Source organism: Ruminiclostridium cellobioparum subsp. termitidis CT1112 (genome assembly GCF_000350485.1).
GTDB classification, from domain to species: Bacteria; Bacillota; Clostridia; order Acetivibrionales; family DSM-1351; genus Ruminiclostridium; species Ruminiclostridium termitidis.
The window spans coordinates 272536-292120 of record NZ_AORV01000026.1 but is presented as its reverse complement, the minus strand read 5'-3'; the positions used below and the strand labels follow the sequence as shown (position 1 = coordinate 292120).

Genomic DNA, 19585 nt, shown 5'->3' with positions numbered 1-19585 from the left:
TATGTCTATTATTGATTTTTTAACGAAGTTGAGAAAACTCGATATAAGACTCTGGTTGGAAAATGATGCACTCCAGTATCAGGCCCCCAAAGGGGCAGTAACAAAGGAACTGCTTCTCGAAATTAAAGACAGAAAAGATGATATCCTAAGCTTTTTAAGACAGGTGAATATGGAGGCACGTACAAACAGAGAACCTATTCCAAGGACCTCAAAAGAGGACGGACAGGGAATACCTCTGTCTTTCTTCCAACAGTCCATGTGGTTCTTCAGTCAGATTACAAAGGCAAACCCTGTATTTAATATTTCCAATGCAGTAAAAATGAGCGGAACACTTCGCAAAGAGATTCTTATTCAGTCTTTAAAGGAAGTAATTGCAAGACATGAATCGTTAAGGACGACTTTTAAGAATGTTGACGGAAGACCGGTTCAAATTATAAGCCCATCAGTTGAAGTGACCTTGCATGAGATGGACTTGCGTCATATTCCGCAGGAGGAACTGGAACAATATCTTAAAAAACGCTTAAAAGAAGAAGCAAGATTTATTTTTAACCTGGAAAAAGGACCATTATTCCGATTTTGCCTTTTTGTCACAGGAGAAAATGAATATGTATTTTCCATGATTATTCATCATATTATTTCGGATGCCTGGTCTAATGCTATTTTTGTGGGGGAGTTCTTCAGGCTCTATGAGGCATTCTTAAAAGGAGAGGATTTGAAACTTCCGGAGCTGCCTATTCAATATGCTGACTTTTCTGTTTGGGAAAGAAACCGGCTTCAGGGTGAAACCCTGGAAGAATTACTGGGCTACTGGAGAAAGCAGCTGGTAAATCCAACAACCATACAGCTTCCTACCGATTACCCAAGACCTAAAAGCCAGACCTATGAGGGAGGTTTTGAACCTTTTTCGATGTCAGGGTCTTTGACAGAAAGACTCAAAGCCATTTGCAACAAGGAAGGCACTACCCTCTTTATGATTATCCTTGCGGCATTTCAGACGTTACTTTACCGTTATTCAAATCAAACAGATATCTTCACGGGTACTGTCGTTGCCAACAGGAACAGGAAAGAAGTAGAGGGTCTGGTCGGGTTTTTCATGAATACCCTTGTCCTTCGTTCCGATTTTGAGGGAAATCCCAGTTTTATTGAGGTTTTACGCAAGATTAAGAACATGACACTGGATGCCTATACATACCAGGAATTGCCCTTTGACAAGCTCCTTGAAGAATTGAAACCTGAACGTGATGTCAGCAGGACTCCACTATTTCAAACCATGTTAATATTCCACAATACACAAAAAGTTGAGTTGGAGCTGCCAGGTTTAAAAATAAATCAAATTGATGTGGAAAGTGGTATGGCTCCCTTTGATTTAAGGTTGCAGCTGGCTGAATCAGAAGATGGAATCAAAGGTGGATTTGATTATAATTCAGCTCTCTTTAAGAATTCAACCATAAAAAGATTGGGCGTTCATTTATTGAATATTCTTGAAGTAATATCCATAGTACCTGAAGAAAAAGTGTCAGATATTGTCCTGCTGACCCAGGAAGAACAAAATCAGATTTTATTGGAGTTCAATCATACGAAAGCGGATTATCCGAGGGATAGAGTGATTCATGAATTTTTTGAGGAAAATGCTTCCAATCACCCTGAGCGCGTAGCTGCAATATTTGGAAACCAACACCTGACATACCTTGAACTGAATGAGAAATCGAACCAGCTGGCAAGGCTGCTTCGCAGAAACGGCGTTCAAAAGGATAGTATCATTGGAATTATGCTGGAACGTTCCTTGGAGATGATTATAGGTATAATGGCTGTAGAAAAAGCAGGAGGAGCATACCTGCCTGTCGATCCACACTATCCCAGGGATAGAATCAATTATATTTTAGAGGACAGCGGAGTAACTCTGTTGCTTTCCCATAGAAAATTCAGTTCATTCGAAGTGAATGAAAATATACATAGAATATTTTTGGAAGAGGCTTCCCTGTATGAAGGAGACAGCTCCAATTTACCGGGGCTTGCCGGACCCGGGAACCTGGCTTATATCATCTATACCTCCGGTTCTACTGGAAAACCCAAGGGGACACTCATTGAGCATCACTCTTTGGTAAACAGACTCCACTGGATGCAAAAGAAATATCCTATAGGACCAGAGGACATTATCTTGCAGAAAACACCATTTACTTTTGATGTCTCTCTGTGGGAGATGTTTTGGTGGTCCATGCAGGGAGCAAAGGTATGTTTCCTTGAGCCAGGTGCAGAAAAGGATCCCGGAATGATTGTCAATGCGATTGAAAAGAACTGCATTACAGTGATGCACTTTGTACCTTCCATGTTGAATTCATTTTTAGAATATATCAATGATACAGGGGAAGTTGAGAGAATTGCAAGCTTAAAACAGGTTTTTGCCAGCGGTGAGGCTTTGACACCTTCACATGTCAGACTTTTTAAACGCCTGCTGGAGAAGAATGGTACCCAATTGGCAAACCTCTATGGTCCAACCGAAGCAACCGTAGATGTATCCTATTTTGACTGTATTACAAAAGAAGATCTGGACGGTATTCCTATTGGAAAGCCAATTGACAATATCAGGTTGTATATCATGGATAAAAAAATGCACCCTCAACCAATCGGAGTAGCTGGAGAGTTATGTATTGCAGGAGTAGGTTTGGCAAGAGGATATCTAAACCTTCCCGAACTGACCGATGAGAAATTTGTTCCAAATACTCTGGAGCCTGGGCAAAAACTGTACCGTACCGGTGACCTGGCAAAATGGCGGGAAGACGGCAATATCGAATACCTTGGAAGAATGGACTTTCAGGTCAAAATCCGGGGACTTCGGATTGAACTGGGAGAGATTGAAAGAGTACTTCAAGAACATCCCGCTGTCAGGGAAAGCATTGTGACTGCCTGGGAAAAACAGCCTGGCAATATGCATCTGGTGGGATATGTTGTGCATGAAAAAGGGATGGAGGTAGAATCTGGGGAGCTTCAAGCCTTCCTTGAAAAGGCACTGCCTGAATATATGGTGCCCCGTATTTATGTTTTCCTTGATACCATGCCGCTATCGGCAAATGGAAAAGTGGATCGTAAAGCACTGCCGGTACCTGTATTGGATAGCAAAACCGATTTTGTGGCCCCTCGAAATGAGGTGGAAAACATTCTGACAAATATATGGAAGGATGAGCTGGGAATTGAAAATGTGGGTGTAAATGATAACTTTTTTGAAATCGGTGGTCACTCACTGCTTTTAACAAGGGTTCACAGCCGTTTGAACAAGCAGTTTCAACGGGAGTTTTCCTTAATTGATTTATTTACCCACTCTACAATTAGTGCCCTTGCCAAATATGTCACAGCAGATAATGAAGAAGAAACCTTCCTTATGAATAATGACAGGCTACAGAAACAAAAAGAAGCAAAAAGAATGAGAAAACAAATGTTCAGGAGGTAGAAAAAATGGCTGATACACCTATACAAGATGCTCTGGAAGGAGTAGCCATTATCGGAATGTCGGGGCGTTTTCCGGGAGCCAAAAATATAAATGAATTTTGGGAAAGGCTAAAAGGCGGTAAGGAATGCATTACCTATTTTTCAAAGGAGGATGCAAGAGCTTGCGGGATTGATGAGGAAAGTATTAATGATCCCAACTATGTTTTTGCAGGAGGTATTTTGGAAAATATTGAGCTTTTCGATGCAGGCTTTTTCAGTCTAAACCCCAAGGAAGCAGAAAACCTTGATCCTCAGCAAAGGCTCTTTTTGGAATGCTCTTATGAAGCATTGGAAGATGCGGGTTACTCCTGTAATCAATATGATTACCCTATCGGTGTTTACGCGGGCAGTAATATGAGTTATTACTTTCTTTACCACCTCTTTAACAAGCTGGGGGTAAAGGATGATCTGGCTATTGCGGTAGGTAACGACAAAGACTATATGGCTACCAGGGCATCCTATGAATTCAACTTAAAAGGGCCCAGCATCAATATTCAAACAGCCTGTTCAACTTCTATGACTGCGGTTGCGATGGCTTATGAAGGATTACTGAACTATCACTGCGATATGGCTGTTGCAGGAGGAGCCGGAATAAAACTGCCTCAGAAATCAGGATATTTGTATCAGACGGGTTTTATCGGCTCGCCGGATGGGCATACCCGGCCTTTTGATGCAGATGCCTATGGAACGGTTTTTACCAGTGCAGTTGGTGTTGTTCTTTTAAAGCGTGTGGAAGATGCCATGCGGGACGGAGATCACATTTATGCAGTGATTAAGGGAATGGCTGTCAATAATGACGGTTCTACAAAGGTTGGTTTTACTGCACCCAGCAGGGAAGGAGAAGCGGAGGTAATCGCAGCAGCCCAAAATCTTGCCGGGGTTCATCCGGAAGATATCAGTTATATCGAAGCCCATGGGACAGGTACAGCTTTGGGGGATCCGATTGAAATATCGGCACTTACCAAGGTGTTTGAACAATTCACAAATAAAAAGTCTTATTGTGCCATTGGTTCGGTAAAAAGCAATATTGGACATGCTATTTCAGGTGCGGGTATTTCTGGAATGATTAAAACTGTGCTGGCTTTAAAACATAAGCAGATACCTCCCAGTATTAATTTCTCAATACCAAACCCCAAGATTGACTTTGAAAATAGTCCTTTCTATATCAATACCAGGCTCTGTGACTGGGAAACAGGTGGAAAGCCAAGAACCGCAGGAGTCAGTTCTTTTGGATTTGGCGGTACCAACGTCCATGCTGTAGTAGAAGAAGCACTTCCCATGGAAGTATTACCCTCCTCAAGGGAGTGGCAGCTGATAACCTTATCTGCCAAGGCTCCGGAAGCATTGGAACAGATGTGCCTGAACCTCTCACAATACTTTAGGGAAAATCCAACCGTACATCTTTCGGATGCCGTTTATACCCTCCATGTTGGTAGAAAAGAGTTTGAATACAGGCGTGCAATCCTGTGCAGGGATTTGGAGGATGCAGTTCGCCTTTTGGAAGCCAAGGAGGATGAAAGAGTTTTCTCCGGTGCAGCAAAAAGTACGCAGAAAGAAAATAGTACTGCCAATCATCTGATAGGAAGCAGTTCCCTGGCTTCTAAAGAAGTTTTGGCTTCCATCGGTAAGCTTTGGGTTGAAGGGGTGCCCGTTGACTGGAAAACTTTCCACAGTGATGAAAAAAGGCATAGAACGCCGCTGCCTACTTACCCCTTCCAGAGGAGGAGATATTGGGTAGAGCAATATAATAGTAAGGATTTAATGAAAAAGAACAGTATTTCATCCTCAAAAAAATCCGATTTTAATGATTGGCTTTACTTCCCTTCCTGGAAGAGAGCGGCCAATGTTCCTTTTGTCAGCAGCAAACTGGAGAAGGGCGGTACTTGGCTTATTTTCGAAGATGAAACGGGCTTAAGCGAAAATATCGTCAGAACGTTAAAAGAAGAAGGCGTTCAGCTTGTGACTGTCTCTAAAGGGCATCAATACTGCAAGATGAATCAAAGCGCATATACCATAAATCCTAAGACCAAAGAACATTACGTATCACTGGTAAAGGATGTGTTTAAAGGGAATAAACCAGGCAGCATTCTTCATCTTTGGAATGTAACAGAAGAGGAGCTTGGATGTTCAACGCTGGAGTTTTCTGAGGAATGCCTAAGTCATGGCTTTCACAGCCTGCTTTGTCTTGCACAGGCATTGGGAGAAACTATCGTTGACCATAATATAAAAATGGCTGTTGTTTCAAATAATATGCAGGTCATTTCAGATGAAAAGGTCTGTTATCCTGCAAAGGCAGTAATCACCGGACCTTGTAAGGTTATTCCGATGGAGTATAGCAATATTTTTTGCCAAAGCATCGATTTAGTTTTAAAAGGCATCGGAAGGAATGAAAAAAGCAGATTTGCAAAAGCAATACTAGCTGAAATATCGGCAGAGGAGCCTCAAACTACTATCGCACTGAGGGGAAATCATCGATGGCTGCCAACCATAGAATGTACCACCCTTGAAAGTATAAATGAAAGAAGCTGGGTGAAAGAAGGAGGTACTTATCTAATCACTGGAGGCCTGGGAGGGATAGGACTTGCTGCAGCTCTTCGTATGGCAAGGGAGGCAAAGGTTAATCTGATTCTTACCAGAAGGTCTGCTTTCCCTGAAAAAGATCAGTGGCAGGAATGGCTTGATACACACCCTGCCCAAGATGCTGCCGGCGATATCATAAAGCAAGTAAAAGCACTGGAAGCACTGGGGTCTGAGGTCATGGCAATCCAGGCCGATACTTCTGACCTGGAGCAGATGAGTGAAGTGATTCGACAGGCAAAATCCAGATTTGGCTCCATTCATGGAGTCATTCATGCAGCAGGAATTTCTGATAACGGGCTGATTCAGGAAAAACAAGCAGAAGCTGCAGACAAAGTATTTGCACCCAAGGTTGCAGGTACATTGATAATCGATGAATTATTTAAGGACGAGGATTTAGATTTTATGGCGTTGTTTTCCTCCAGCAGTTCCATTCTGGGAGAGGCAGGCTTTATAGATTACTGTGGTGCCAATGCAGTTTTGGATGCTTATGCGCATTACAGAAGTCAGATGTCAAACACTTTTACCGTATCGGTTAACTGGGATGAATGGGACGAAGTAGGAATGGCGGTGAAAACCGGCTCCAGAAGCAAAAGGCAGAAAATAACCGTTCACGAGGGACTCACATTATTGGAAAGGATCATAGCATCCAAGGCCCTGGCTCAGGTTGCAGTAGTACCGGATGATTTTATGGGAAGGCTTCAAGAAATTGAGGAATTCAGAATGTCATCCGTAAGAGGAAATAGTGGTGCTGCGAAGGTCACAAATCAGTCAAATAACAGACCGAATTTGGATGTGCCATATACGGCTCCTCAAAATGAACTGGAAGAAGTTATAGCGGGAATATGGCAGGAGCAGCTGGGTGTTTATCCTGTGGGTATTCACGATGACTTCTTTGAATTAGGAGGACATTCACTCCTGGCCACTTCATTAATTACAATTCTTCGAAAGAAGTTCCATAGAAATGTGAATCTGCAAAGCTTTTTTGAACAGTCAACTGTTGCACAGTTAGCAAAGATATTGGGAGACAGTGATGAGGATTCAAATGAACTGGAAGAAGAATTTGACGAAGGAGCTTTATAAATAAAACAAATAATTTTAAATATTGGAGGTACTGATAATGTACAGGGAAATGTTAAAATCAAAAATTCATCGCGCAGTTGTAACTGAAGCAAATCTTAATTATATAGGTTCTATAACAATTGACGAGGATTTAATGGAAAAAGCGGACATTGTTGAAAATGAAAAGGTACTTATTGTTGATGTCAATAACGGTGCAAGGTTTGAAACTTATGTTATACCCGGTAAAACGGGTTCTGGGATTATTTGTTTGAATGGAGCGGCGGCAAGGTTGGTACAGGTTGAAGACAAGGTTATTATTATTTCATTTGCTCTTCTGAATGAGGTTGAACTGAAAAATCATAAACCTACAGTGGTATATGTAGGAGATAAAAACGAAATAAAGCAGATTAAAACACAAGGTAATGATTTGGTTTGAAATATACCAAAGGAGGAGATTTGATATGAATAAAGTTGCATTGTTATTCCCCGGTCAGGGCTCTCAATACGTTGGAATGGGAAAGGTGCTTTATGAGTCCTTTCCCGAAGCAAGAGAAACCTTTGAAGAAGCCAATAACGCCTTGGGCTTTGACCTGAAAAAACTATGCTTTGAAGGTGATATGGAAGAGCTTATAAAAACGGAAAATACACAGCCTGCTATTTTAACAGCAAGTATGGCAGCCTTCAGAGTATATATGAAAGAAATTGGTATTGAGCCTGCATATACGGCTGGACATAGTCTGGGTGAGTTTTCGGCATTGTGCTGTGCAGGAGCAATAAAATTTACTGATGCAGTCAAAATCGTAAGACAAAGAGGCAAATTCATGCAGCAGGCTGTAGCAGTCGGAGTAGGCGGTATGGCTGCTGTCAGTGGGGTCAGCCAAAGTACAATTGATGAAGAATGCAGCAATGTCTCAAAGAATGGAAAGCTGATTGTGGTGTCCAATTATAATTCTCCCGAGCAGATTGTTATTTCAGGGCATTTGGAAGCTGTAGAAGAAGCAGGTGCAAAACTAAAAGCTTCAGGTGCAAGAGTGATTCCGTTAAAGGTAAGCGCACCCTTCCACAGTCCTTTAATGCAGCCTGCTGCAGACTTGCTGAAAGGGGAATTGTGCAAATATAGCTACTTTGACTTGAATTACCCTGTTTTATCCAATGTTACTGCTCTATCTTACCAGGGAAAAGAAAGTATTGTTGACAATTTGACAAAACAGATGGTACAGCCTGTCAGATGGCAAGCTTCCATGCAATATCTGCAAAATGAAGGGGTGGATCTGGCAATTGAACTGGGACCGCAGACAGTTCTTAGAAATCTCATGAAGAAGAATGCTCCACAAATCAAAACCTATTCTTACGACAATGATGCAGACATACAAGCAGTAAAGAGGAAGCTTTTAAGTGATGAACAGGATATTAGTAACGGGATGGAAGTCATTACAAAATGCATTGCTGCAGCAATTTGTACGAAGAACAGTAACTGGGATGAACAAGCTTATCAAAAGGGAGTTGTAGAGCCTTATAGAAAGATTAAAAACCTGAAGGAGGAAATATTAAAAGAGAATAGACAGCCTAGCATTGAAGAGGTTGGACAAGCCTTGGATATGTTAAAGAGTGTACTCATAACAAAGATGGTTTCTAAGGAAAAACAAATCGAATATATGGACCAGATACTGGGAGAAACAAAAGTCAAGGAAATATTCAAGAATCCTGAAGTGGGATGATTATATAGAGAAGGGTATTTTGGTTTAATCATTTGTCCTTGGGGGTGAAAATAAAATGATAGAAAATAATAGTTGTTTAAAAGAGAAGCAGCCAATAGAAAAATTTATTTCGGAGTTAAAAGCTAAGAATATCAAGCTTTGGAAAGAGGACGGGCTTTTACGGTACAAGGCTCCGAAAGGAGTCATTACAGCGGAGATTCTAAAGGATATGGCTGAAAGAAAAGAAGAAATAAAAAACTATCTTATTTCCTCTGACTTTGGTGATGCTTTTAGCAAGCCTATTCCAAAGATAGAAATGAGAGATTATTATTCCCTTTCTGCTGCCCAGAAGAGAATGTACCTGGTTAGCCAAATCGATAGTGAAAGTACGGCATATAATATGACTCAGGTTTTAAAAATAGAGGGTGATCTGGACTTAAACCATTTTACACAGGTAATTGAAAAGCTGGTGGAGCGGCATGAAATTTTACGCACATCCTTTGAACTTATTGAGGGTAAGCCGGTTCAAAAGATTCACCAGAAAGTAAGCTTCAATATAGAATACAATGAAATGGAAGAGGACAACGAAAAAGTGGACCATATAATAGGGGAGTTTATCCGTCCCTATGATTTGAGCAAACCCCCGTTATTCAGGTTTAAACTTGTAAAACTTAAAAATGCTTCAGAAGGACCTGCTTACTTACTGCTCCAGGATATGCACCATATTGTAGGAGACGGAGTATCCGAGGGTATTCTTGTCAGCGAAGTCAATGAGCTTTATGCAGGGAAAGACCTTCCGGCTCTAAATATTCAATATAAGGATTATGCTGTATGGCAGGAAAAGCTCTTGGAAAGTGAAGAGGTGGAGAGCCAAAAGCAGTTCTGGAAAGAACTGCTTTCAGGGGAATTACCGGTTTTGAATCTTCCGGCTGATTTTACCAGACCTACAGGATTTTCCTATAAAGGGGATTCGGTGTTATTTGCTTTAAACAGGGAGCTGGCAGAAAAGCTTTATCAGCTTGCAAGGGAGAACAGGGTTACCTTGTATACCGTACTGCTTACCGCATATAATATCCTCCTTTCAAAATATACAGGACAGACGGATATCATTATTGGTACCCCTTCTGCAGGAAGAAGGCATTCGGATATTCAGAATACTCTCGGTGTATTTATTAACACACTGGTGCTCAGGAATTTCCCTCAAGCTGACAAGACTTTTAGTGCGTTTTTACAGGAAGTGGGCGCAAATGTATTAAAGGTATTTGACAACCAGGATTACCAATTTGAACAATTGGTAGATGAACTGAATATCAAAAGGGATATGAGCAGAAACCCTATATTTGATACCATGTTTATTCTGCAGAACATGAATATCGGAGATGTAAAAGCCGAAGGACTTGAGATATCCGGTTATCAATACAAACGGAAAATGTCTCAATTCGATATCGAAACCATTGCAGTAGAAAGTAAAAAAGGTATTGATATTGAAATCAACTATTGTACAGATTTATTCAAGCAGGAAACTATTGAAAGGTTTGGGAGACATTTTTTAAACATATTAAATTTTATAGTGGACAATACGCAAGTCAGATTACAGGAAATAGACCTATTAGACAATGAAGAGAAGAATCAGGTACTCAATGAGTTTAACAACACCGTTGCAGAGTTTCCAAGGGATAAGACACTGCATGAGCTTTTTGAAAATCAGGTGGAAAAGACTCCTCTTAATACTGCTCTGATATTTAACAACAAAACTATGACCTATAAGGAATTAAATGAAAAATCAAATCAGCTTGCAAATGTGTTAAGAAGTAAAGGTATCAAACCTGATGATATTGTAGGTATCATGGTAGAACGGTCATTTGAAATGCTCATTGGAATTATGGGTATTCTGAAGGCTGGAGGGGCATACCTTCCTATTGATACTGAATATCCGGAAGAGAGAATAAACTATATTCTGGACGATGGTGGGGCAAAGCTTGTACTTACCAGGAAGCAATTAGAACACAAGCTGAGGTTTGCCGGAGAAATTATAGATTTGGAAGAGGAAAGTCTGTATCAGGGGGATTGCGAAAATCTTGAGAAAGTAAATAATCCAAAAGATTTAGTTTATGTAATTTATACATCCGGTTCCACAGGGAAACCAAAGGGGGTCATGATCAAACACGAAGGTGCGGTAAATATTCTTAATGGACTTCAAAAGGAGTATCCTCTGCTTGAGGAAGATACATACTTATTCAAGACGACTTTCACCTTCGATGTATCTGTTGCAGAACTGTTCGGTTGGTTTTATGCAGGAGGCAGACTGGCTATTTTGGAGTCTGGTGAAGAAAAAAACCCTCAAAAAGTGTTGGAGGCCATAGAACAGTATAATGCCACCCACATCAATTTTGTACCTTCCATGTTAAATCTGTTTTTGGATATATTTAATGAAGAGAAAACGCATACCCTTGACAAATTAAAGTATATTTTTGCATGCGGTGAAGCATTGTCCAAAGAGGTAGTCAAAAAATTCAACAAGATTACTTCAAAAGTAAAGCTGGAAAACATCTACGGACCCACCGAGACATCTATTTATGCAACCCGGTATTCATTAAATGACAGTACCTATCAGGATATTGTTCCTATCGGTAAGCCCTTTAAGAATATCAAGGCATATATTCTGGACACAAACAATAGCCTTCAACCCATCGGTGTACCAGGTGAATTATGTCTGGGGGGAAGCGGAGTCTCAAGGGGATACATCAACAGGCCGGAATTGACCTCTTCAAAGTTTATATCCAATCCATTTAGTTCAGGGGAAAAGATTTATAAAACCGGGGATCTGGTAAAGTGGCTCCCCGATGGAAACATTGTGTATCTTGGAAGGATGGACCACCAGGTTAAAATTAGAGGATTCAGGATAGAACTTGGCGAGATTGAGGCGCAGTTATTAAAGTCTGAGTATATAAAACAGACTGTTGTAGTTGCCAGGGAGGATATAAAGAGCGGGACTAAATACCTTTGTGCCTATATAGTAGCAGACAGGGAGCTCACAGTCCATGAACTAAGAGAATACCTTAAAAAAACACTTCCTGAATATATGGTGCCATCTCATTTTGTCCAAATGGAAAAACTGCCATTATCACAGAACGGAAAGGTGGACAGGAAGGCACTGCCCGAACAGGGAGGGGAATTCAATGCAGGGAAGGGGTATGTGGCTCCTACTAATGAGATTGAAAAAAAGCTTTCAGAGGTATGGCAGGAAATATTAGGTGTTAAAAAGGTAGGCATCAAGGATGACTTTTTTGACCTTGGAGGTAACTCGCTGAAGGCGATTCAAATGATGGGGCGCTTGGAAGGGTATTCTCTTAATATGCGGCATATCATGCAATATCCAACAATCGCAGAGCTCCAGAAATATGTAGTCAGTTTAAATGCCAAAGAGCATGAACTGCCCCTGATAATGAGAGAAAACATGGATATAGAGTATCACTTTTTAAAAAATGGGGAAACAGATGATTATAGTATATATCTAAGTTGTGCGTTACTTATGCTGTACTTTATTTCAAAGAAAAAACTAAAAAGTATAAAAGGCATGAGAGAATTGTTTCTGGGAGATATAGTCTCTAAAGTGATCCAAAACCCCGACGGTTCAATTTATGATGTTGATTATTTGGATTATCCATTTAGGGAAGATATTTTCAAGGTGCAGTTTTACAGAGATAAAGGATATCAGTCTATAAAAGAAATAGAGGAACTTCTTGATAAAGGAGAGTTGGTCATAGTTAATACTTTTATGCAAAGGGTACCATTTTCAGTTTATTTTAAAGGAGAAGAATCTTCTTCTGCCCCAGAATTTAATGATGAACATACTTTCCTTATTATAGCTTATGATAAGCAAAGGTTTTATTACGTAGAAATACCTCATATTATCAATTTTAATAATTATATACCATATGATGGTAACAAATCTGTGGGGATTATTGACAAAGAGGAATTACGTCCAGCATTTGATGTCTCACTTAACTTTGCCACAGTTTCTGTTGATGAACAAAAACTAAATAAAGGTTCTCAATTGAAAAAGTTAATCCAATTAACGCTGAATAACTATGAAAAAGGTGTGTTTTACGAAGAAGGGCGAAAAGTATCTCAAGGGTTTGCTGCAATACCATGTCTTATGGAACTATGTGAAAACTGCAATTTAGACTTGAATGACAGAAAGACATTCACAAGAAATACGCTAATTGAATTGTTAAATTGGAAAATCTGGATGATAGCATCCCAGAGAAAATTATTAAAATTTGCTTTGGAAGAGTATGATGAGGAATGTAATTACGAGGTCAGATTAAATCTTATGGATGGGCTTGAAGAATCATGCAAAATGTGGATAGATTTAGGATATCTCATTGGGAGAAGGAATGGAAAAGGCCAAACCATCTTTGACTCTTTCTATAAAGAATACCTGGAAGAATTAAAGAACAAAGAGGAAGAAGTAATCAATGGACTAAGAATGTTATGGTCAGCGGCAACAGTTGAACAGCAGGAGGAAAATAATATAAACTAACACCTAAACATAGGGGGATTATAATGAAAAAATACAGTTTTATTATTCCTACATACCAAAGTAAAGTCATGCTGAAGAATTCCTTGGAAGCGATAAATTTCCTGGAAGGTTATCCTAAAGAGAAATTTGAGGTCATTGTAGTGGATGACGGTTCAATGGATGGTACAAAAGACTTTATCAAAGGTGTAAATAGAAACTATGAATTGAAATATGTCTATCTTGAAAGATGTGAGGATTCATGCCGCTCCAGAGCCAGAAACTTCGGGATGAAAAATGCGGAAGGAGAAATCCTGATTTTTATTGATGCTGACATTATCATCCGTAAGGACTACCTGAAGGAGGTAGAACGGTACTACTGTACGAATAATGAGTTTGTTTTGGTAGGACCCAGAATTATGATTCCTCATGATATTACATATGAAACGGTCCAGAGTGGACAAGTGTTTGAGGAATTCACATTTGATTGCAGCCGGGTTGAATTACATGAATTCAGATGCGGGGTGTTTAATGAATTATCTTATAATGCATCTGCTATTCTGTATCCATTTTTGTATGGGCAAAGCTGCAATTTGGCAGTTCCTAAAAAGTGGCTTGAGAAAGTAAATGGATTTGATGAGGACCTTAAAGCATGGGGGTTAGAAGATATAGAAGCAGTATACAAATTGTGGAAGGAAGGCTTGAAATTCTATATAAACAGTAAATTGGAGGTTCTCCACCAGTTCCACTGGTTTGAGGGGAAAATTGTTGAAGATGACAAAATTGCCGGTGTTGAGGAGAATACAAGACTATTTTTATTGAAGCATTCCAACATTTTTAATATTCCTGAAGAAAAGGTATATGAACTGTTTAAAGGCTTGGCAATTCGATTCTGGTATGTAGAAAAGCAGGCATCTGAGTATACAAACCGAATTGTCATCGAGTTTAAGGATCGGAATACTCTGGAAGATCTCAAGGAAACGATTGCTGCATTATCCAACCGTAAAGGTCTGGAGATTGTCATCAATGATCACATTGAAGATACTGATTTGGATATATGGATTCAGTTCCTGGGCAGAAGGAACAGTACACCAAAGTACTATCCGGTTTCAAGAAAACTGCTGGTTAAGCAGCGTCAGACGGTATAGAACTTAAGGGAGGTTAAAAATCAATATGATATTTCATTTATTGGAGCAAACGGCAAAAGTACATAGTGATAATATTGCTGTATGTTGTCAACATAGGAATGTGACCTATAAAGAACTGCTTTTTAATGTAAAAAAGTTGGCAGAGAGACTATCTTTGAAGGGGATTCAAAAAGGGGACAATGTAATCATTGCAATGGACAACTCTATTGAATTTATAGAAGCATTCTTTGCAATCAATCTTTGCGGTGCAACTATTGTTCCTCTATATGTCAATATGGGAATCCACAAACTGCTGAACGTTGTAAAATTTTATGATGTTAAGTATATCATCACTCTTAGTAAATTTGAGAAAGTTTTTTCGGCTTTTCAGCAGAATGACTGCGGTATTTTATCAGGCATTTTTTACCTGAAAAATGGTGGAGAAGTGGATGACTGCCGATTTATAGAGATTTCGAGTATAGTATCTGAAGTCTCGCAGACATGTGCCGGAAAGGAAGCGGATCCGGCAATCATTCTGTTTTCTTCGGGTACAACCCAAATGCCAAAGGGAATCATGCTTTCAAATCACAATATTGTAAGCAACGTCATGGCAATTTCGGATTATTTAAAGCTTATCCCTGAAGACAAAATACTTCTTATAAAAAATATTAACCATGCTTCGAGCATCACCGGAGAAATGCTTGTCTCACTGGTAAATGGCTGTACCCTTGTTTTAACTTCCAATATGCCCACTGCATCGTTAATACTGCAGCTTATTGATGAATATAAAGTTACGGTCTTTTTTGCTGTACCTACCCTGTTGACTGCAATATTAGGTCACAGGAATTTGGAACAATATAATATATCAACCCTCAGGATTATTAATTTTTATGGAGCAAGTATAGCAGCTTCAAAGATTAGAGAACTCGCCGACCATTTTGTATGGGCAAATCTCATCTATTCTTACGGTTTAACTGAAGCTGCACCCAGAGTTACCTATATTGAAAGGGATGAATTACTAAAAAGGGAAGGCTCAAGCGGAGTTCCTATTAAAGGTGTGAGTGTGTGTATTTTAGATAACAAGGGTAAGGTACTGGGGCCTGATCAATCTGGAGAAATTGCCGTGAAAGGTCCAAACGTGATGCTGGGATATTATAAAAATGAAGAGTTGACCTGTAAAGCACTAAAAGGCGGGCTTCTACATACCGGTGATATTGGGTGTCTTGATTCAGACGGATATTTGTATGTTACAGGAAGAAAAGACAATTTGATTATTCGTTCAGGTAAAAACATATACCCTGAGGAAATTGAAAGTGTGCTTATGGGATTTAAAGGTGTCAAGGAAGCTTTAGTAAGGGGCGAAGCAGACGAGCTGGCTGGAGAGGATATTGTTGCTTATGTTGTCTTGGGCGAAGGACGCAAAATTAATATGAGAGAATTGCTGATGCATTGTAAAGACAACCTTGAGGACTATAAAATTCCACAGAAAATATTTGAGGTGGAACAACTGGAGAAGACACTCAGCGGTAAGATTGTAAGAAAACAGGACTTAAAGACAATAATGTAAAAACATTGTAAAGGGGATGGCGTTTTTATGAAAGAATGTGTAGATGAAAAGCTAAAACAAATTATTGCGAGGAATATGAGAATAGGGCTTTCTATTGACGAAATTCATGACGATTCTGACCTTATCGGGGATTTCCTTTTTGACTCCATACAGGTATTAAGGCTGATTGCCGATATCGAAAGGGAATTTGAGATGATCGTTGAAAATGAATATCTTGTAATTGAGACCCTGACGAAATACAGTGCTTTAAGGGAGTATATAGAAAGCAAAGCTTGCTGATGCATTTTAGAATATTAAATAGATTTACGGGGGGATAAAATGATGCTGGAAACTTGTGATAGGCACCTCATGATGCCAAATCCGGCTCAAAAGGAAAAGCTGGCTGGCATTCTTAACCATCTGAATACGCATAATGAGTATTACAGAGAAGTTTTCCTGAAAAATAACGTTAATCTTGATGCCAGTATAGATGAAAATTTTCTGAAACTGCCTATTACCACAAAAAAAGATATCAGGAAAAATTATTCAATCTATTTTTCAGATACCAAAGAAGAGAAATTTGGAGAGTTGACCAGCGGTTCAACAGGAATACCTGTCAATTGCCAGAAAACCAGGGCCGAACGGATGATTGCCATGTTGAATATTTGGAAACAGAGGCGAATATGGGATTCTGAAGTTGATATTACAAATTACCTGTCACTCCATGATGTAAATACATACAAAAAGGTTGGAAATCTTCTGAATTTTGAAAAAGACCACATGAAAAGGTGTTTCGGCCGGATATTGGCATTGTCCCCAAGATGGCTTTCAGGGCCTGTTTCTACATTTGAAAAATATGCAAAACTGATTCAAAATGGAGAAATGTCCTATAACAAGGGGACAATTAAGTTTTTAGAGTTGGCAGGAGAATTTGCAGACAAAAACAGAAGGCAATATATCGAAGAAATCTTTGGATGCAAGACGATTAACCACTATGGAACCATTGAAACCTGGTGTATTGCCTATGAATGCCGGATGGGCCATCTCCATGTTCAGAAAGATCTGATGTATGCTGAAACGACCAACCACAGTATACTGCATGGAGAAAAAGACATTGGGGAGATTACTGTAACAAGTCTATATAATAAGCTGATGCCAATCCTCCGTTACAATATTCAGGACCTTGGAAAGGTAGAAAACATAGATTGTGAATGTGGACAATCATCACAGGTGATTACACTTTATGGCGGAAGGACAGGCGATATGATTGCCGGAACAAAGGAAGTCCTTGGAGAAATTTTCTTTAAAAGGGGCGTTTACAAATTAATCAACAGGGGAATGGACTGTATCGATAGCTTCCGGGTGGAACAAGTGGAATTGAATAAGTTTATTATGTATATTGTTAAGCTGCCAAACTATACGGACGAGGCTGCGCGGATTCTGCTGGATTATATCCATATAGGAATTGGCAGCGAAGTGGAGGTTGAATTCAAGTTTGTGGAAGATATTCCGCCGCTTCCGTCGGGTAAGATCAAGACATTCTATTCTTTTGTTAAAGCTGGAGAAGGAGAGCGATAAAAGATGTTACAGGGGTTTGAACCACATCATGATGAGTTATATAACTGTTTGGAGGATGTTGTTGCATGTATAGCAAAAGGGTTCGAAAGAGAACATATGCTAATTTATGCAGATGCCTGGAATTTTGCTTTCTTTCCTTCAGCAGGTTCTTCGAGAAAGAGAATTATTGGTAATAGGGTAGAAGCAGGAGAATATAATGCCTGGGTTAGTTTGGAAAAATATCACGGAATCAAGTCCAAATGTCATTTCAGTCATACAATGGACCAGCAGATTGAGATATTGAAAAAAGAATTGGCTGATGGCAAACCTACGGTTTTGTGGTTGGATGGTTATTACGTTCCCTGGACGAATGTCTATGGAAAGTTACATATGAAGCATTTTTTAATTGTAGTGGATATGGATGAAGACCGGGAGATTATCCATGTGGTGGATCCTTATTGGAATCAGAATATTAATCCGTTTCCAGTGAAAAATTTTAAATTATCCATGGCAAAATGCATTACCTTTTCCCTTACTGAAAAAGAACCGGAGCTTGACTGGCGTGAGATAATAAAAAATGCTGTTTCGAAAGCGCAGGATTCAGGGGCCTTTGATGCGATGAGAATATTTGCAGATGAGGTGGAACACACCATTGATTTGAAGGCAGAGATTGAAGGCTTTGAAGAATTAAAATATAACTCACCAATCTTCATGCAGTTGGCAGAAGTATTTTTCCGCAGGTTGAATTTCGCACGGTTGATGGAATATCTGGGAGAACGAAATAATGTTTTGAGACTGGTGGAGCTTTCACACAATATGAAAAAGGTTGGAGAAGGATGGAAAAAAAACAGGGAAGTACTGGTAAAATCTATCGAAAGCAAAGAACAGAAAAAGAAAATACTTCTATTTGCAAATGAAGTAAGAACATTGGCAATGGAGGAAAAAGAATTGGCGCATGAACTTTCATTGATAGTTGGTTGAAAAGAATGTACGATTTGTTGTTTAAGGAGTTTTAGTTCAATGATTGATAATTTTAAGTTTATTCGTGAAGAGCATTATAACTGCCTGGAAAACGTTCTGGTATCGTTGATGGAGACCTGGCAGCAGGAATATGTTTTGATGTTTTCGGAAGGCTGGGGCTTTACCTATCTGCCGCCAGAAGATAAACCCTCTGAAATCCTCGGTAACTGGATAGGGGGAGGAGAATACAAGGTTTGGGAATGTCTCCGAAAATACTATGGGATTATACCTACCGTGCATTTGGAAGAGGATACCGATTTGCAGAAGAATATTTTAAGAAACGAATTAGCTGAAGGAAGGCCTGTCATACTGAGCCTTGATGCGTTCTATGCACCCTGGAAAGATGTTTTCGGCAAATATCATTTTGAACACTATAGTCTGGCTATAGCGATTGATGAAGAAAAGGGAGCGGTTTATTGTCTGGACCCGTTTGTAAACAGTCTTGCCAATCCACTACCTATGGATAATTTTATTAAGGGAAATGCAAAGTGTATCACCCTGGTCCGCAATACAAAAAAGCTGGTAAGTATTAGCCTTCATGAAATTCTTAAAAATGCAGCATTGACGATCCTCAGAGATGAGGGGGATATCAACGGAATTAAAGGAATGCGAGCTTTTGCGGACCAGATGGAGAGTTCGTTTAACCTTAAGAAAGAAATCGAAGGTTTTGAAACAATGATATGGGTTTCTCCAATCATTTTGCGCATATCGGATATTGGTGCCCGCAGACTGCATTTTGCAAGTGTTCTTCTTTATCTTGAAAAGCGCTTTTCCGGAAATAACCTGTCTTATTTCTCAAAGCAAGTAGAAAAAGCAGGCTGGGGATGGAGAAGAATAAGAAGGTTACTGGCCAGTGCCTGTGACAGTGAAAACCCAGAAGAATTCACAGTTCAAATTGTAAGTGACATAAGACGTCTTGCAGAATTTGAAGAAAGTATAGCGAAAGAAATGCTGGATCATTTCAACAGATATTAAAAAGACATACCTATCGTAT

At 39.6% G+C, this 19585-nt stretch carries 11 protein-coding genes; all 11 read left to right on the top strand.

From position 1 onward, the window contains the following. Nucleotide 1 precedes the first annotated feature (1 nt). Genes CTER_RS08480 through CTER_RS08430 form a run of 11 tightly spaced genes read left to right on the top strand, consistent with a single transcriptional unit; the run spans nucleotide 2 to nucleotide 19566 of the window. Nucleotides 2-3445, top strand: coding sequence for a non-ribosomal peptide synthetase (locus tag CTER_RS08480; protein WP_004624905.1), 3444 nt, complete (start codon nucleotides 2-4; stop codon nucleotides 3443-3445). 5 nt (nucleotides 3446-3450) lie between these two features. After that, complete coding sequence (locus CTER_RS08475; protein WP_004624733.1) at nucleotides 3451-7143, top strand: type I polyketide synthase; 3693 nt, start codon at nucleotides 3451-3453, stop codon at nucleotides 7141-7143. Nucleotides 7144-7180: 37 nt separating this feature from the next. Next, nucleotides 7181-7558 (top strand): aspartate 1-decarboxylase, encoded by a 378-nt coding sequence (panD, locus tag CTER_RS08470; RefSeq protein WP_004625020.1) that lies wholly within the window; start codon nucleotides 7181-7183, stop codon nucleotides 7556-7558. Nucleotides 7559-7583: 25 nt separating this feature from the next. Then, nucleotides 7584-8840: an ACP S-malonyltransferase gene (fabD, locus tag CTER_RS08465; protein WP_004625064.1), complete on the top strand. Its 1257-nt coding sequence runs from the start codon at nucleotides 7584-7586 to the stop codon at nucleotides 8838-8840. A 55-nt stretch (nucleotides 8841-8895) separates the two neighbouring features. Then, on the top strand, nucleotides 8896-13365 hold the full coding sequence (locus CTER_RS08460) for a non-ribosomal peptide synthetase (protein ID WP_004624865.1): 4470 nt from the start codon (nucleotides 8896-8898) through the stop codon (nucleotides 13363-13365). Between the two features lie 23 nt (nucleotides 13366-13388). Beyond that, complete coding sequence (locus CTER_RS26865) at nucleotides 13389-14489, top strand: glycosyltransferase family 2 protein (protein WP_004624843.1); 1101 nt, start codon at nucleotides 13389-13391, stop codon at nucleotides 14487-14489. 25 nt (nucleotides 14490-14514) lie between these two features. Further along, entirely contained in the window at nucleotides 14515-16035 is a 1521-nt protein-coding gene (locus tag CTER_RS08450) for a class I adenylate-forming enzyme family protein (protein WP_004624742.1), read from the top strand. 27 nt (nucleotides 16036-16062) lie between these two features. Continuing rightward, nucleotides 16063-16314, top strand: a complete 252-nt coding sequence (locus tag CTER_RS08445) for an acyl carrier protein (RefSeq protein ID WP_004624824.1) — start codon at nucleotides 16063-16065, stop codon at nucleotides 16312-16314. 39 nt (nucleotides 16315-16353) lie between these two features. Next, a complete protein-coding gene (locus tag CTER_RS08440; protein WP_004625097.1) occupies nucleotides 16354-17592 on the top strand; it encodes a phenylacetate--CoA ligase family protein in 1239 nt (412 codons plus the stop codon). 3 nt (nucleotides 17593-17595) lie between these two features. Beyond that, on the top strand, nucleotides 17596-18552 hold the full coding sequence (locus CTER_RS08435; RefSeq protein WP_004624983.1) for a BtrH N-terminal domain-containing protein: 957 nt from the start codon (nucleotides 17596-17598) through the stop codon (nucleotides 18550-18552). 39 nt (nucleotides 18553-18591) lie between these two features. Further along, the gene (locus CTER_RS08430) at nucleotides 18592-19566 is read left to right on the top strand and encodes a BtrH N-terminal domain-containing protein (RefSeq protein WP_004624748.1); all 975 of its coding nucleotides are present in this window, start codon (nucleotides 18592-18594) and stop codon (nucleotides 19564-19566) included. The last annotated feature ends 19 nt before the right edge of the window (nucleotides 19567-19585 follow it).

Bases quoted from the DNA above. Each gene is read 5' to 3' on its own strand.
- CTER_RS08460 (WP_004624865.1), top strand. From the start codon at position 8,896: ATGATAGAAAATAATAGTTGTTTAAAAGAGAAGCAGCCAATAGAAAAA.
- CTER_RS08450 (WP_004624742.1), top strand. From the start codon at position 14,515: ATGATATTTCATTTATTGGAGCAAACGGCAAAAGTACATAGTGATAAT.
- CTER_RS26865 (WP_004624843.1), top strand. From the start codon at position 13,389: ATGAAAAAATACAGTTTTATTATTCCTACATACCAAAGTAAAGTCATG.
- CTER_RS08445 (WP_004624824.1), top strand. From the start codon at position 16,063: ATGAAAGAATGTGTAGATGAAAAGCTAAAACAAATTATTGCGAGGAAT.
- CTER_RS08435 (WP_004624983.1), top strand. From the start codon at position 17,596: ATGTTACAGGGGTTTGAACCACATCATGATGAGTTATATAACTGTTTG.
- CTER_RS08480 (WP_004624905.1), top strand. From the start codon at position 2: ATGTCTATTATTGATTTTTTAACGAAGTTGAGAAAACTCGATATAAGA.
- panD (WP_004625020.1), top strand. From the start codon at position 7,181: ATGTACAGGGAAATGTTAAAATCAAAAATTCATCGCGCAGTTGTAACT.
- CTER_RS08475 (WP_004624733.1), top strand. From the start codon at position 3,451: ATGGCTGATACACCTATACAAGATGCTCTGGAAGGAGTAGCCATTATC.
- CTER_RS08430 (WP_004624748.1), top strand. From the start codon at position 18,592: ATGATTGATAATTTTAAGTTTATTCGTGAAGAGCATTATAACTGCCTG.
- CTER_RS08440 (WP_004625097.1), top strand. From the start codon at position 16,354: ATGATGCTGGAAACTTGTGATAGGCACCTCATGATGCCAAATCCGGCT.
- fabD (WP_004625064.1), top strand. From the start codon at position 7,584: ATGAATAAAGTTGCATTGTTATTCCCCGGTCAGGGCTCTCAATACGTT.